14 protein-coding genes and 4 pseudogenes are annotated in these 15,017 nt (G+C 42.7%); 15 read left to right on the top strand and 3 right to left on the bottom strand.

Features of this window, described 5'->3' with window-relative positions; genetic code table 11:
• Positions 1-641: 641 nt before the first annotated feature.
• Both ACGF63_RS05285 and ACGF63_RS05280 read right to left on the bottom strand, forming a co-directional pair.
• Positions 642-1,511 (bottom strand): phage antirepressor N-terminal domain-containing protein, encoded by an 870-nt coding sequence (locus ACGF63_RS05285; protein ID WP_387629334.1) that lies wholly within the window; start codon positions 1,509-1,511, stop codon positions 642-644.
• 70 nt (positions 1,512-1,581) lie between these two features.
• The gene (locus tag ACGF63_RS05280; RefSeq protein WP_112879471.1) at positions 1,582-1,755 is read right to left on the bottom strand and encodes an Arc family DNA-binding protein; all 174 of its coding nucleotides are present in this window, start codon (positions 1,753-1,755) and stop codon (positions 1,582-1,584) included.
• A 131-nt stretch (positions 1,756-1,886) separates the two neighbouring features.
• Between ACGF63_RS05280 and ACGF63_RS05275 the strand changes: the two are divergent.
• Together ACGF63_RS05275 and ACGF63_RS05270 are read left to right on the top strand one after the other, a co-directional pair.
• Positions 1,887-2,027: pseudogene (locus ACGF63_RS05275) on the top strand (Arc family DNA-binding protein); the annotation flags it as partial.
• Positions 2,028-2,193: 166 nt separating this feature from the next.
• Positions 2,194-2,454, top strand: a complete 261-nt coding sequence (locus ACGF63_RS05270) for an Arc family DNA-binding protein (RefSeq protein WP_387629254.1) — start codon at positions 2,194-2,196, stop codon at positions 2,452-2,454.
• A 134-nt stretch (positions 2,455-2,588) separates the two neighbouring features.
• Here ACGF63_RS05270 and ACGF63_RS05265 read toward each other — a convergent pair whose 3' ends face one another.
• On the bottom strand, positions 2,589-3,296 hold the full coding sequence (locus ACGF63_RS05265) for a helix-turn-helix domain-containing protein (RefSeq protein ID WP_387629251.1): 708 nt from the start codon (positions 3,294-3,296) through the stop codon (positions 2,589-2,591).
• Between the two features lie 87 nt (positions 3,297-3,383).
• On the opposite strand from ACGF63_RS05265, the gene ACGF63_RS05260 reads away from it, so the two are divergent.
• The 13 genes and pseudogenes from ACGF63_RS05260 to ACGF63_RS05200 all read left to right on the top strand — a co-directional run bounded on the left by ACGF63_RS05260 (position 3,384) and on the right by ACGF63_RS05200 (position 15,003).
• On the top strand, positions 3,384-3,557 hold the full coding sequence (locus ACGF63_RS05260; protein WP_387629248.1) for a hypothetical protein: 174 nt from the start codon (positions 3,384-3,386) through the stop codon (positions 3,555-3,557).
• A 157-nt stretch (positions 3,558-3,714) separates the two neighbouring features.
• Entirely contained in the window at positions 3,715-4,446 is a 732-nt protein-coding gene (locus ACGF63_RS05255; protein WP_387629245.1) for a Rha family transcriptional regulator, read from the top strand.
• A gap of 310 nt (positions 4,447-4,756) precedes the next feature.
• On the top strand, positions 4,757-5,278 hold the full coding sequence (locus ACGF63_RS05250) for a P22AR C-terminal domain-containing protein (protein ID WP_387629243.1): 522 nt from the start codon (positions 4,757-4,759) through the stop codon (positions 5,276-5,278).
• Positions 5,279-5,417: 139 nt separating this feature from the next.
• A complete protein-coding gene (locus ACGF63_RS05245) occupies positions 5,418-6,059 on the top strand; it encodes a hypothetical protein (protein WP_387629241.1) in 642 nt (213 codons plus the stop codon).
• A gap of 67 nt (positions 6,060-6,126) precedes the next feature.
• A complete protein-coding gene (locus tag ACGF63_RS05240; protein ID WP_387629239.1) occupies positions 6,127-6,471 on the top strand; it encodes a phage tail protein in 345 nt (114 codons plus the stop codon).
• Positions 6,468-6,572 (top strand): annotated as a pseudogene (locus ACGF63_RS05235) (phage minor tail protein L); the annotation flags it as partial. The gene ACGF63_RS05240 and the pseudogene ACGF63_RS05235, both read left to right, overlap by 4 nt.
• A 209-nt stretch (positions 6,573-6,781) precedes the next feature.
• Complete coding sequence (locus tag ACGF63_RS05230; RefSeq protein WP_232832647.1) at positions 6,782-7,117, top strand: hypothetical protein; 336 nt, start codon at positions 6,782-6,784, stop codon at positions 7,115-7,117.
• Complete coding sequence (gene ltrA, locus ACGF63_RS05225; protein ID WP_162524128.1) at positions 7,114-8,376, top strand: group II intron reverse transcriptase/maturase; 1,263 nt, start codon at positions 7,114-7,116, stop codon at positions 8,374-8,376. Before ACGF63_RS05230 ends, ltrA begins: the two co-directional genes overlap by 4 nt.
• Before the next feature lie 60 nt (positions 8,377-8,436).
• Positions 8,437-9,075 (top strand): annotated as a pseudogene (locus ACGF63_RS05220) (phage minor tail protein L); the annotation flags it as partial.
• A gap of 2 nt (positions 9,076-9,077) precedes the next feature.
• Entirely contained in the window at positions 9,078-9,788 is a 711-nt protein-coding gene (locus ACGF63_RS05215; RefSeq protein WP_387629236.1) for a C40 family peptidase, read from the top strand.
• Positions 9,785-10,387, top strand: coding sequence for a tail assembly protein (locus ACGF63_RS05210; RefSeq protein ID WP_387629234.1), 603 nt, complete (start codon positions 9,785-9,787; stop codon positions 10,385-10,387). Before ACGF63_RS05215 ends, ACGF63_RS05210 begins: the two co-directional genes overlap by 4 nt.
• A 58-nt stretch (positions 10,388-10,445) precedes the next feature.
• Positions 10,446-13,834: pseudogene (locus ACGF63_RS05205) on the top strand (host specificity protein J).
• On the top strand, positions 13,831-15,003 hold the full coding sequence (locus tag ACGF63_RS05200; protein ID WP_387629232.1) for a hypothetical protein: 1,173 nt from the start codon (positions 13,831-13,833) through the stop codon (positions 15,001-15,003). Before ACGF63_RS05205 ends, ACGF63_RS05200 begins: the two are co-directional and overlap by 4 nt.
• Positions 15,004-15,017 lie beyond the last annotated feature (14 nt).

Here is a 15,017-nt window from a genome sequence, read left to right as displayed (position 1 = left end):
CCAGCAAGAAAATTGTCATATGGTTAATGGATACAGGGAAATATAGTGAAGATGAAACGAAGATCTACATAGTCCAATCATTTTCACCGTTTGAATATTTAGCAACTAGGCAGAAGAGGGACAAGGAACTAGATAATGATATAAATGGTGATATTCTGCGAGGCTACCGGTTTACAGCAACTATGCAGGTTAGAACCCCTCTAAAGGTACTTACTCAGCACGGAAGAATAGAGTGTAAAGCAGCGCATAAATTACCCAAAATAGCCAAAGAAGAGTGGCAGGGATTATGGGTTCCTGAAGCTAACTCTTGGAAAGAGTTAGGCATTAATGCTAATGAAATGCCATTGGGGACTATGGCATCCCAAATTGGACAGATTCCACGTGATGGCGGAGATTACCTAAGATTTCTGATTTATGTTAACAACATTAAGGAATCGAAGGCCAGCCAAGAAGAAAAATATAAATATATTCAGTTGGGGCGTCATATGTATGGACAAGATGGAATGCCTTTTGCTGAGTATATTGGTCAAGTAAAGTTCTGGTAGCACAATGCTCATATGATGAACTGACGCCAAAATTTGGACGGTTTGAATTAAGCAGCCCCTGTGAATTATTGATTAAGCCATCCTTGGCTTGGGGGATTAGAACGGACTGTTAGGGATTCTGAGGCTGTGCAATACTCGCCAATTATCCAGTTGAATCTGTTTAATCTGAATGTGCTCAGTCGCCTTTTCCAGTATCCGCCTTGCATTGTTGGCACACCTGATAGAGTTGCGAGGATACTCATAATATGTTGCAGCTAACTTATGTTCAGCCACTTGAAGTAGCGGTTCTATATCGATCATATGGCGAGCCATATTGATTGAGTGTTGCCATAGCCAGCAGAGGGTTTGTAAGTCGTCATCGGATATTTGTTGTTTAATTTCTAACGCAGGTAGTTCCTCTTTACCTAAATATTCACCTTCAAGAGCTAACTTATGAACGTACTCGATAGCTTCGGGAATCCTCTCCGCTGGCAATTGATCAATGTGAGAGACATTAAAACGCTGGTGGATGAAGCTATAAGCTTCTGGATACATCATCCCGCGTTTACCCACCAGCATGTTCACAGCATCACGTAACGGGGTGCGTTCGTCTGTTGTGGTTTTTGCCTTTTTGGTTACCTGTCCTTTGGTCCAATACTCATAAAGAACATCATCACTTTCTTCTTGGTACTGAATGACTTTCTCACGGATCTCAGGTTTAACTTTGTTTGGGCTAATAGTTGCTAACCAGCCAGCTAATTTACGCAATGCTAGGCAAGTCATTGATTGAAAGCCGCCTTTTGTAGGTATTGTGATTTCCGCAATACCTTTAGTAAACCGCTTTTTAAGCTTAGTAAACTGAGAAGCCCAATCAAGACCCATGCCTTCAATAATCGGTTTCATTGGAACGAATGGTTCGCCGTTGTGATTAACGACATAAAGATCATCACCGTAGAATGGGACGTTAATTGTTGCTATACTTGTCATGTTAGTTCCTTCGTAAAAAACTGACGATCCAAAAGCCTCAACGGTTGCCGCCGTTGGGGTTTCGCTTTTACTACCCTTGCATTCTTTCATCATTTTTCAAGCTCCAAACTAATCGCTGGATGATTGCGGAATTTAAAGATAACCCCTCTTCCGAAGCTTTTTGCTGAATTGCTGACTTAACCCTTTCAGGCATACGTAAAGTAAAGTGCTCGCTACAGCGTTGTGTATATAATGAATCTTTCACTATCTTGGTCTCCTTTTATTAATGTGACACCAATTTGGTGCTAGAACCAATTTACCACCATTTAAAATGATGTCAAGTTGGTGCTATCATTTTATCATTATGCGTTCGAGCAAGAGTGAATAGATATGGTCATGAAAAAATATCCAAGCCAAGAAATGGAGCGTTTTAATGTTCGCCTACCCGTAGGAATGCGAGACGCAATAGCTGAGAGAGCTGAGAGACACGGTAGATCTATGAATTCTGAAATTGTACAAATATTAAGTGATGCTATAAATAATCCTGAGCGACCTGATGTTTTTAATAAGGAAGATTTGGAAACCTTAAGGAATATATTAGATAAAATTACAGAAAACTTTCCTCCTCCAAACGTTTTAGATGGGCAGAAAAACATGTAGCTAGTGGCTACTATGTCAACATATGTTTTTGGAGAAAGTAAACATGGCTCGCACAGAACCACAGATAAACATTCGTTTGCCGCAAGATCTCAAAGAGGCGGTGCAAAACATGGCATCAGACAATAAGCGGTCTGTAAATGCTGAGATTGTTGCTGTTTTGCTTGATGCGGTCAGGAATCACAAACTAAGCGATTTTGGTCAATCATTGTCTGTATTGGTGCAAGAATCAAAGGATTACCTCATTAAACGAGAGGTATTAGAGGAAATTGCGAAGCTTGCCGCAGAAAACTCTATAACGTACTGAAATTAATTAAAAAAATGAGAAATAACCCCAATTTGCCGCTGAACTTGTTTGAATAAATGTAAATAATTGTAAATATTCGATTTGCTGCAATCAGGCAGAGAGCCCCTTATGGGGCTTTTTGATGATGAGATTGTTTAAATAATATCAAAGAATTCGGCAAGTCTTTTAAACGCAGAAAGTTTTGATTCAAATGCAACTGCTGGCACTATGAGTATTTTTTTTTCATCCACATCATCGTTATCGATAAATTCTGTTGGATAACGACTGTCATTTGGCATTAAAGAAGATGTTTTAAGGCCCTTAAAATATTGTCTGAAGACACATTCTCCGCTTTTTGACATTACAAGTACGTAATCTTGATCTTCTATACCAATCAAGGGATCAAATACAATAAGAGAATCCTCTTTAAACGCTACATTATTTTCATTTTGCTTAATCATGGCAGAATCATTTATTTTTACAGCAAAAGCTAAATTACTCACTTCATAACATGCTGGATAAAATTCGTCAGTTATATAAATAGGACTCATACTGACAAGCCACTCGATAACCTTATCAAGCGGAATGATGGGTATTTTGGTTATTTTGTTTGAAAAACCAGGGATGTTTTTTATACCTGATTCTCCATTGCCAGTCGCCAGCCATTCTTCTGTTGTGTCTAGTGCATTTGCTAGTTTGGCTAACACATTTTGCCTAGGTTTTGATTCATGTCCTTCATAGGCCGCGATTTGCCGCTGTGAAACACCAGATAATTCCGCAAGTTCAGCTTGTGTTAATGAATTTTCATGTCTAGCCACAGCTATTCTCGTATGAAAACCTTCATTAATTTCATATTTTTTCATTTTAAATCTCTTAAACTTCATTTTCATTGTTGACGAAGATGAAAAATGAAGTATGATGAAGTTAAAGCATAACTAAAGTGAGAATACATGATGAATACAGAAAGTAAAGTTATACCACCAATGCAGGTGAGAATACCGAGTGAAATTAAAGAAGGGATCGTGAAGTCTGCAAAGAAAAATATGAGAACCCAACAGATGGAAGTTCTTTATCGATTGAAGTTGATTGATGAAATGGAGAAGAAAGGTGAGATTGAGATCTGAAAATAACGAAGCCCCAATTGCACGAACAACCAGGGCCTCTGAGTGTCATTTACTACGTGAGATAAACGACTCAGCCATTGTAGCGAATGGTGAATCAATTTTCCAGAGTACTTGCAGGTGCTCTGAAAGCAGAAACCAACTCATCGGAGAGTTTTTGATGACTAATACCAATTTAGCAGTATCTAATGTAGTTGTCACTAAAATGTCAAGTCGTGAGGTAGCAACAATAACAGGGAAAAATCATTCCCACATTGTGAGAGATATCGAAATGATGCTGGAATCACTTGGGAAGCATTATCCAAATCTGGATGATTATGATTCTAAAGAGCTTTCCATAAAGCGCAAGATATACAATGGTAGGGTGGTTATTCATGAAATACTTTTGGATCATGATTTGACCATGACGTTAATGACTGGTTATAGCGTCCCGTTGCGCCACAAAATGACAAAACGTTGGAGAGAACTTGAAACTGGTCAAGCTGTCCCAGTGAAAAGTAACAGCGGGCTTCCTGAATATCGCCGAGCCAGAACGTTGAAAATGTCAGTGGATGCTGTTAGCAACCTGTTTAATTTGATGCCTCACTTAAGCAATGAATCAAAACAGTGTGCAGCCGCAAATATCATTAACCCTATTGTCGGCTTTGAAGCGGTTCCTCTCCCTGTGCTGGAAGAGAAATATTATACGGCTGGTGAAGTAGGGAAGATGCTGGAATTATCAGCTAACAAAATCGGGCGGATTGCTAATAATCACAATCTGAAAACCGAACAATATGGGAAATTCTTCCTTGATAAATCTGCTCACTCAGATAAGCAGGTTGAAGCTTTCCGCTATAACGAGAACGGCATCAAGGCACTTAGACACTTGATCCACGGTGTTGAAGTAGCTTAAGGATTTAGGGCCAAGGACGGCTAATGTTGGGAACACACTCCCAGTTTCTGGATAGTTAAATTCCAATATCAGGCAATTTGAAAGAAAATATCAAAGCAAAACAATAGATTGAAATATTGTAACAAAAACAACTAATTTCACAGGAACAACAAGATGATATTGTTGCTCCCCCAAAAGAGTGAAGCCCTAACTATTGCGAGTAGTCAGGGCCTCCAATTTGTCCAATCCGAAGAAGGAATATAGACACCATGAGCATAGCAAAAAACAGTCAATTTGTCATATGGCATAATACGTATTGTGAGGTGACTGTATGAACGCATTAGTTAATCAAATTTCAGCTCAAAACCTCCAGGCTATCATTCATAGCAGCATTCCAGTTATCACAACTGAATTACTTGCTGAGTTGTATGGAACTGAAATCAACAACATCCAGCAAAACTTCAAACGAAATAATGATCGCTTTACTCATGGTAAGCATTATTTCAAAATTGAAGGCTCTGATTTAAAAGAATTAAAGAACAGACTGACAGGAAGTCAGTCTGTCGCAAAACGTGCTCGCAGCTTGATGTTATGGAGAAATGCTGTCGAGATGATTAGTTCAATATCTGATGTTTATCCCATTCTTCGAGCGGCAGAACATAAGCTTGCAGGTAAATATTATTCAATGCCACGTGAATATCCAAGAAACATGAACATAGTCAGGCGTCTACTGGAAAGAGAGACAGCGCATATTGAATGTGCATCGTTTACTGGTAGTGACTGGCGAGTATTACATAGTCTGAGAATCCCCAATAGTCCGTTCCAATCCCAAAGCCAGGGATGGCAAATCTGAAACATTTTGATACATCACAGAACGATAAGAATACAATTTTGGTTGTGAAACCAGTTGAACTAGGGGGGTCAATGGCGCTAGTATAGCCGCAGCTATATATCAATTTGATAACCGATAATCATCTATTTGAGGGGGATATATGCCAAAAAGATTGGTAAATCCTGAAAAGGTTAATGAGGTTTTCGTTCATCTGAACGAGAGCTCAGATAATCACGCCCTCTACGCTGCGTTGATGAATGGCAGTGATATGACTTCCCAGATAAACAGGTTAACACTAGCGCCTGGTTATCGCATGGTTCGTGTTGATGGCCGGTTGGGAGATAAGATTAGTCAATCTCATTTTGAATTAGCTCTGATCAATGATGTATCCAAAGAGGTTGCTTATTATAACCGTGTGGTTATACAGCCTGACGTCGTATTAAATTGTCGTCCCGTAACTCAAATCCTCGTTTGGCGCATTAGAACCCCTCAACATCGAGCGGCTTTACGTGATTTAGCTGGCAGGGTGTTTTTTGATTACTTAATTGAGTGGTACAATGTGATTGTATCGGATATGAACCAGACCACTGATGGTATGGCTTTCTGGCAAGATAGAATGTATGACGCACTAACATATAATATGTATGTCTATGCCTATGATATGATCACCTGCGAATTGCGCAAGATTCTGACCCAAGATGATGTTAGCCGCCAGGAGATGTGGCTTTGGGGAGACCCAGAGCATTATCAAAATAGACTGGCCATCATTTCCAAAAACGAATTACCGATACCGAAAGAATAGAATAAACCCGCCCAGTGTGGGTTTTTCATATCTAGCCGCTTAACTGCGGTTTTTTTATGGGTGGAATATGGCAGAAGAATTCAAGTGGCGAACTCAGATACAAAATAGTCCAGCAGGAGAGTTCGCGCACAATGTAAGAAAAGTTCAATTCGGGGATGGCTATTCACAGATTGCGATAGATGGGATCAATTCAGAGTCGCAGAAATGGCCTTTTTCTTATACAGGTCATAAAGATGAAGTAATGCCGATATTCAATTTCATCAGACAGCACACAGCAAAGAGCTTTATATGGACACCGCCTTTTGGTCAGAAAGGGCTTTACAGAGTTGACGCTAGTTCTATCACTATGACGCCGCTATCTCCTACGGCGTTGACAATTAACGCTACATTTGAACAGGCATTTTCAGCATGAACATTACATCAGACGTACAAAAGTTAGAACCTGGTAATCGAATTCAATTAATTGAAGTTGATGGGAGTAAATTTGGTGGTCCTGTATTGCGGTTCCATGCTTACGTGTGCCACGAATGCACCCTGTGGCAAATAGAGGGTGCAATGCTGTGCGAGAGATGAGGGTCGGCCCCTCGGAGGCGGTGTCCAGACGCAGCCTTCAAACTACCCTGAGCTGCTGCCGTTAAGAGCGGTGGTGGTGAGCGTCAGGGAAAAGGCGCAGTCAGATGCGTCATGTATGTGTTGTGAAGATGAACGAGAGTGAACTGTAGATGCAGTGTCGAAAGGAACAAGATGATGTCAAAAACGCGCTTTCTAAGCGGTGCGTGATAAGTCCAGCGGTTATCTGGTTACTGGCTGGTCGGCATCCGGCATATAGACAGCATGAGCACAACACAGGCTCTGGCATGGAACGTGGGAACCTGTCGTCCCGATGCGAAGGGAGCGGCGTCGAGCAGAAACCCTGCGAGCGCCTGAGTACCAATGCGGGGCACAGGGGCAGATGGTTCCGTAGTAGTGATGAAGCGCCTGTAATGGGCGTGGAGCGAAGGGGGCCAGTCGTTGGGGCTGTATTACAGGTCAACCGCGTAAGCGGGAGGAACCTGTGAGCCAGTCCAAACCGTTTGCGTTATCCAGACAGGCTGTCTGGAGCGCGTACAAGAAGGTAAAAGCCAACAAAGGCAGTGCCGGAATCGATGGCCAGTCGATTGAGGAATTTGACAAGAACCTCGTGGGGAACTTGTACAAGATCTGGAACCGAATGGCCTCGGGCAGCTATATGCCGCCAGCAGTTCGGCGTGTTGAGATACCAAAGGCGACGGGTGGAACGAGACCGCTGGGGATACCTACGGTCGCGGATCGCATCGCGCAGATGGTGGTCAAAAACATGCTGGAGCCGATTCTGGAGCCACTATTCCACGATGACTCCTATGGCTACCGCCCGCACAAATCTGCGCACGATGCCCTGAAGCTAGCCCGGCAACGATGCTGGCGTATGGACTGGGTGCTGGATGTAGATATCAAAGGGTTCTTCGATAACATCGATCATGAACTCCTGATGAAGGCGGTGCGCAAACACACGGACGGTAAGTGGGTGTTGCTCTACATTGAGCGATGGCTGACCGCTTCGGTACATATGCCGGATGGGACGGTGCAGATAAGGGATAAAGGTACGCCGCAAGGGGGCGTCATTAGTCCGTTGTTGGCGAATTTGTTCCTGCACTATGCATTCGACATGTGGATGAAACGGGAATTTCCTGTCGTCCGGTTTGAGCGATACGCTGATGATATAGTCATCCACTGCAAAAGCCATGCGCAGGCAATGATGTTGCGTAGCAGGCTCAGAGCGCGCCTGGGTGAATGTAAGCTGGAAATGAGTCCGGGCAAGACGAAAGTCGTCTATTGCAAGGACAGGGAAAGAACGGAGGCATATCCTGAAATCAGCTTTGACTTTCTGGGCTATACATTCAGGCCAAGAAAGTCATTCTCAAAAGAGGGAGAGCTGTCGGTGAATTTCCTGCCAGCGATAAGCGCCAGAGCGGCGAAGGCAATCCGGCAGACGGTACGGGGTTGGGATCTGAGTCATAAAACCCCGTTGTCTCTGGAAGTAATGGCGCGATGGCTCAATCCCATGTTACGAGGCTGGATTAAGTACTATGGGCGCTTTTATCGCTCAGCGATGGGCTGTATAGCCAGTCATATAGATCTGCACCTTGCGAAATGGGTCGCCCGCAAATATAAGCGGGTACACGGCAGCCTGGCTCAGGCATATGAATGGTTGAGAAGGATACAGAGCGCTAAGCCCGGCCTGTTTGCACACTGGGAAATTTGTACGCGGCGTGAACGGTCAACGACAAGAGCCGGATGACGGGAGACTGTCACGTCCGGTTCCGTGGGAGCGCAGGGGGGAAGTTCCCTTGCGCGACCCGATAACTTGCCGCACACAGAGGAAGAAATAAAAACTGGCGGGGATCTTAAGCCGAAATCAATTTGGTGGCAGGGAAAAGAATATGGTGCCTGGGCTTATGAAATTAGCGGTATATCAAAATCAAGTGATGGATCACCGCCCCGGCCAAAGCTAACTGTTTCTAATATCAATAGCCTTATTTCTTCTCTTTGCCTGAAATTCGAAGATATGTTACAGGCTAAAGTAACGATATTTGAAACATTTGCACACTATCTTGACGCGAAAAATTTCACAGATGGCAATTTAACAGCTAATCATGATGAATGCTTTAAACAGGTTTTCTATATTGATACTAAAACGAGTGAGATAGCCGGTGAGATTATAGAGTTTGAATTATCCAGTCCGTTTGATCTGCAAGGTTTGCGTATTCCAACCCGGCAAATCCACACAATTTGCACCTGGTGTATGAGAGGGTGGTACAGAACCGGAAACGGCTGTGGTTACGCGGGTACGAAATATTTTGATAAAGACGGAAAGCCAACCGATGATCCGGCTAAAGATGAATGCGGTGGGCTACTATCAGACTGCAAAAAACGATTTGGCGAAAATAACCCCTTAGATTTTGGAGGGTTCCCTGCATCTGGCTTGATTTCGAGGTGATAATGAGAGAGAAAACTATCGCAGCGATATTTGAACATGTGAAAGCTGAATATCCGAATGAATGTTGTGGTGTTATCGCCCAAAAAAGCAGAGTAGAGAAATATTTCCCTTGTCGTAATTTGTCTAAAGAAGCCACTGAACACTTTGAACTTTTACCGGAAGACTACGCGCAGGCAGAAGACTGGGGAACTATCATAGTTATAGTTCATAGTCACTGTGGTGATGGTGTGACAACGCAACCCAGTGAATTGGACCAGTTACAGTGTGATGCTACCGGATTACCCTGGGTCATTGCTTCATGGCCTGAGGGTGATATCAGGGTGATACAGCCGCGTAGTGGCAGGCCATTAACTGGCCGGGCATTTGTGCTTGGTCATGCTGATTGTTGGTCTTTAATTAGGGATTACTACAAGAAAGAACATGGTTTATTTCTGCATGACTACAGTGTAGATAGGCACTGGTGGGAAGAAGGCGAAAACCTCTACATGGACAACTGGCAGAAAGAGGGATTTGTCGAGATCACGGATAGCCCGCGAGATGGTGATATGGTCATCATGCAAGTTCAATCAGATGTACCCAACCATGCTGGTGTTTTGGTGAATAATGGGATGTTGCTTCATCACTTATACGGACAGTTAAGCCAAATTATCCCATACAGTGATTACTGGCGTGACAGAACTGTGAAAATAGTCAGACATAAGGAGCTGGTATGAATCAGTTAAAAACAGTTCGACTTTACGGCACACTTGGAAAGCAATTTGGGCGTGAACATACAATTGCAATTGATTCCCCGAAAGAGGCCATAAAAGCCCTGTGTGTACGCTGCGAAGGTTTTGAAAAGTTCTTAAACGCAGCTCATCTAAAGGGGCTTGAATTTGCCATTTTCAAAGGTAAAAGAAATATTAGCAATGAAGAGCTTCATTTAATTACTAATGAAGAAATCCGCATTGCTCCGATCATTAAGGGAAGTAAGCGCGGCGGGTTCTTTCAGACTATTTTAGGTGTTGCACTCATTGGCGCTGCAATGTTAACAGGGCCGGCTGGATGGGCGGCATTTAGTGCAGCGGGCACATGGGGCGGGGCGCTCGCTCTGGGTGGCGCTGCAATGGCGTTGGGTGGTGTTGTCCAAATGTTAGCCCCACAACCACCGGGGTTGTCAACGCGACAAGATGCAGATAATAAACCGTCGTATGCTTTTGGCGGTGCAGTCAATACAACCGCCCAAGGGAATCCCATCCCTGTACTTTACGGCGAGAGGGAAGTTGGCGGGGCTATTATCTCAGCCGGAATATATACCGAAGACCAGCAATAACAATATTTAAATTAATTCAGACCAGGTCGCTAAACGCGGCTTTTTTTGTGGGTGGAATATGGCAACTCAATTAATTCAGGGTCGAAAGGGTGGTGGCGGAAAAGGACACACCCCTGTTGAATCACCGGATAACTTACTATCTACGTCTACAGCGAAGATATTATTAGCAATCAGTAACGGTGAAATAGCGAGTGGATTAGATGATACAAAGATATTCTTAGACGGTACTCCGATCGGAAACCCTGATGGTTCAAGAAATTTTGAGGGGGTTACATGGGAATTTCGCCCCGGCAGCCAGCAACAGGAATACATTAAAGGGATGCCAAGTGTTGATAATGAAATCAATATAGGAATGGAGCTTAAAAGTGATCAGCCGTGGATACGTTCTATTAGTAATACACAACTATCTGCTGTGCGTGTTCGGTTTTCTATTCCTCAATTGTTACAACAGCGAGATAATGGCGATACAACAGGTTACCGTATTGAATATGCAATAGATTTAAATACGGATGGTGCGGGGTTTAATCAAGTAGTTAAAGCTGCGTTTGATGGGAAAACAACGTCAACTTATGAGCGTTCACACCGAATTGATTTACCCAAAGCGACAACAGGCTGGCAAATCAGAGTACGCAGGCTGACGCCGAATCAAAATTCAGGGCGATATGCTGATAAAGTTAATATTCAAGCAATAGCAGAAGTTATTGATGTAAAGCTCCGTTATCCAAACACTGCTCTTCTGTTTGTTACATTTAATGCTGAACAATTTAATAATCGAATTCCGAAGATTAGTGTTTTATCCAAAGGATTATTAATTAAAGTTCCATCAAACTATGATCCAGCAACACGGACCTATTCGGGAATGTGGGACGGGACATTTAAATTAGCGCATAGTAGCAACCCAGCCTGGGTTTTTTACGATATTCTATTAAGTAAGTTATACGGTCTCGGTGACAGGCTTGACGCGAGCCATGTTGATAAGTGGGAACTTTATAGAATTGCCCAATATTGTGATCAATTAGTCCCCGATGGCCGTGGTGGGGATGGAAAAGAGCCGCGTTTTATATGTGACGTGTATATACAAGCACAGAATGAAGCTTATACAGTATTGCGTGATTTGGCGTCAATTTTTCGCGGGATGACTTATTGGTCGGATAATAAAATCGTTGCAATTGCTGATATGCCGCGTGATGTTAGCCGTATTTTCACTAAAGCATCGGTTGTTGACGGAAAATTCAATGGCGGTGGTGGTAGTCTGCGTAATCGATACACGCATGCTTTAGTGTCGTATGGCGATCCGAGTAATCACTACAATGATGCTGTTGAAGTTGTTTCTGATAATAAACTGGTTAGACGATACGGCGTAAATCAGACTGAAATTACTGCGATTGGTTGTACGCGACAGAGTGAAGCAAACCGGCGCGGAAGATGGGCTTTGCTAACTAATGCTCATGATAGAACAGTATCATTTTCTACCGGTCTTGAAGGCAAGATACCGCTTCCCGGAGATATTATTGGTGTTGCTGATGAGTTGTTTTCTGGGCGTGCAATCGGTGGCCGGGTATCAGAATCAAATGGAAGAAATATCACATTAGATAGAAAGACAGGGGCAAAAGTTGGGGATCGCCTGTTAATTAACTTACCTTCTGGAAAATCAGAAGGACGCACAGTCCAGGCGATAAATGATACTGTAGTAACAGTAAGTACAGTCTATTCAGAAGTACAACAAAAAAATGCGGTGTGGTCTATTGATGCTGATGATTTGGCTATTCAGCTCTATCGTGTCACAAGTATTGATGACAACAATGATAATACATTCACGATTAGTGGTGTTTGTCATAATCCCGATAAGTATAGTCACATTGATACTGGTGCCCGAATTGACGAAAAGCCAATCTCTGAATACCACCTGGTGTTCAGGCTCCACCGAAAAACGTGTCCATCAGTTCTTATTCTGCCAAATGCCAAGGGCTGGCTATCACGACAATGCGAGCAACGTGGGATGCTGTCGAAAATGCTATCGCTTATGAAGCTGAATGGCGGAAAGACAATGGTAACTGGGTATCAGTTCCCCGAACGTCAACACAGAGCTTTGAAGTCCCAAACATCTATGCTGGACGCTATCAGGCACGTGTCCGGGCTATCAATGCATCAGAGATATCCAGTATCTGGGCCAATGCCCCTGAAACTCAGCTCAACGGAAAAGAGGGTAACCCTCCGGTACCGTTAAATTTCAGGACAACGCCCATCATTTTCGGTATTCAGATAGACTGGAACTTCGGTGAAGACACATCAGACACACAACACACTGAGATTCAGTACAGCAAAACAAATGACGGCAATGATTTGATGCTGTTGTCTGACGTTCCTTATCCTCAAAAGACATATACGATGCAGGGATTGGCCGCAGGTGTGGCTTTCTACTTCCGCGCGAGGCTTGTTGATAAAACCGGTAATCAAAGCGCGTGGACTGATTTCATACGGGGCGAATCATCTTCAGATGCAAGCTGGATAATTGACGCTGCTGGCGATCAGTTCTTATCAACAGATGCCGGTAAAGCGCTTCAATCTCAGATTGATGATAATGCAGAGGCTGTGCTTGAAAATGCCACTGCAAGGGGAGCCGATACTAAGCGTTGGATGAAAGAAAACGGAAACAGAAAAGCTGAGATTGTCGAGATACGCGAAGTACAAGTATCAGATCAGCAGTCACTTGCACGTTATCAACAGCAAGTATCGAGTCGGTTTGAGAATACTAATTCAAGCGTCTTAGATATTAAAGAATCGGTATCTAAATTAAATGAGTCAACGGCAAAAGACATTAATCAAGTTAAAGCCGAAGTTAATGAAAATGCAAATGGGATCTCTCTAGCCAAGGGGCTTATTCAAGAGAATAAAAACGCAATTGCAAATACGGATAAAGCTTTGTCTGAATATAATACCCAGACAAGTGCCGAATTCAAAAAACAAAAGGCGTTAATTGATACAAAAGCCACAACGGTTTTTGACAAAAACGGAGAAGGCTCTGCTATCTATACTGTCAAAGCTGGTATTAAATATAATGGGACAGAATACAACGCTGGTATGGTCATCGGTGCCGAAGTTAAAAACGGAAAAGTCAGTACAAATATCGGGTTCAGTGCAGAGACATTCGGTGTTTTTAATCCATCAAACGGTAAGCTTGAATCTGTCTTCTTTATCAAGAATGGGCAAGTGTTCATGCGCAGTGCATTCATTGATAAAACCGTTATTCAAGAGTTGCTGGTGGGTGTTGATCTAAAGTCAGTCAATTATATTCCGAACAAAAGCGGTTTTCGTATTGACGCCGCTACAGGCATCATGGAAGTGAATGGAATAAGCGGAGAGTATCGAACACGGCTCACAAGTGGAGGGTTTTATTTGTTTGATAAGAACGGCACAGCAATAGTTGAATTGGGAGTTTTTCTATGAGCAATTACGGGCTAAAAATAACAAACCCTAATGACGGAGTGCCTTTTATCTTCAATGAAAAAACATCTCCATGTGCAATTATATGGTCAAGAGCGGTAGAGGTCAGCCGGGGGGATATTTTGAAAAATCCTACGGCAGGGCAGAATGGATTCTGGTATGACTGGGAGTGTCCAGTAAAAATCCCCTCCGGTTATAGATTCACAATAATCAAAAGTGGTGGAATGGCAATAGTAAAACGTCGGTACACAGCACGCGGAGTCTTTTTCGATGGTGCATTAGAAATGGTTCAATATTCTGAGAATAACGGGATAGTGACAGCATCCGGTTTTGGCGATGATACAAGAATCTTTGTTGATCGACTGGCATTAAACAATCTTATAAAAATCATTGCCTGGCCTGACCCTAAATTAAAAACATCAGGTTTAAACTATGGATTACGGATTGCAGGCAATGCGGTTTTTCTTAATGAGAAGCCGCCGATGGGTTACGGATATGCATTCTATAAAAAGAAAATGAATATCAATGGGATTTTTAATCCGAAAGATATTGATCCATCCCTCACAATAGATAATGCTATCTTCTTTTTTTATACCGATAATTCAGACGCAATCATGAGAGCAAGAGAGGATTATTCATATCTGGATTATTCAGTATGGTCGGAATATGTCTGTGTAAATAAAAAGACAGGAAAAGAAATGAGTGCGACTTGGTGGGTTGTTGTGTTTACTAATCCCAAGGGAAATGAGTTATCTCAGGGGGCCGGGGGATTAAGAATAAGAAATATAAAAGGAGAAATCACTTTTTCGTCATATTATGGTGTTTTATCACTCCCCGCTCAAGTGCCCGGTAATAATTTTTCTGCCGGGAGAGGGATGAGTATCCCCGATATTAAACGTCCCATGTATATGCCTACTGTTGTCGGCCAATCAATATTTCAGCCTAATTATGACTGGTGGAATTGGGTAGAGGAAAGATGGGAAAGGCCGACTAATTATTACTGGGTTGGAGAATTATGCGTGGGTAATAATGACAAACATTCACTGTCTCTTTTCAATTTTGCCAGGGTTCAGGATGGGGCGGGTATGCAAAACTACAAAGACGGATATAGAGAAGTCAAAACAAATCAGCCGATTTTAATATTGGATGCTGAAACCTATTTCAATTTCTAATCATTAAGGAATAA

Origin of the sequence: Photorhabdus sp. RM322S (assembly GCF_042879395.1) — a bacterium.
Classification (GTDB): Bacteria; Pseudomonadota; Gammaproteobacteria; order Enterobacterales; family Enterobacteriaceae; genus Photorhabdus; species Photorhabdus khanii.
Note: the sequence above shows the minus strand (reverse complement) of the source record. Positions and strands in the feature narration are given on the sequence as shown.